The organism is Streptococcus parasanguinis (genome assembly GCF_001073155.1).
Classification (GTDB): domain Bacteria; phylum Bacillota; class Bacilli; order Lactobacillales; family Streptococcaceae; genus Streptococcus; species Streptococcus parasanguinis_D.
Window position 1 is genome coordinate 1 of sequence record NZ_JVEE01000019.1, and the last position, 568, is coordinate 568.

The following is a 568-nucleotide window of genomic DNA, read 5'->3' on the forward strand; positions in this document are numbered from 1 at the left end:
CAGATACAGACATTGACTATGATACTATGAACGCAGAAGTGACTGTTAACGTCACTAAGAATGCGACAACTGGTGTCTTGACAGCCAATGTTGTTATGCCAGCTGATAGCGAATTTAACAACTATGCGGTAGCCCCAGTCACAGCACAATTCGACTTCAGTAAGGCTCTTGCAGGCCGTACCCTTAAAGCTGGTGAGTTCAGCTTCGTCTTGAAAGATAAGAATGGTGCGGTTCTACAAACGAAGACAAATGATGCTTCAGGTAAAGTAGCCTTCGATGCGCTTACATATAAGAACAATGAAGTTGGCGAGCATAAGTACACTGTAGAAGAAGTAGCTGGTTCAGAAGCAGGAATGACTTATGACCCAATGAAGGCAGAGGTGACAGTGACTGTAACGAAAGATGGTCATACTCTTACAGCAACCAAAGCCCTTCCAACAGATACTGAGTTCAATAATACCTTTACACCAGGTGCAACTACAGCACAATTTAATTTCACTAAGAAATTGGAAGGAAAAACGCTTGAAGCTGATGCCTTCACCTTTGAATTGCTTGAAAATGGCCATGT

1 protein-coding gene is annotated in these 568 nt (G+C 42.6%); it reads left to right on the plus strand.

Annotated elements, in window-relative coordinates:
• On the plus strand, window positions 1-568 hold a 568-nt coding region (locus ADH92_RS02495; protein ID WP_049496808.1), incomplete at both ends, for a Spy0128 family protein.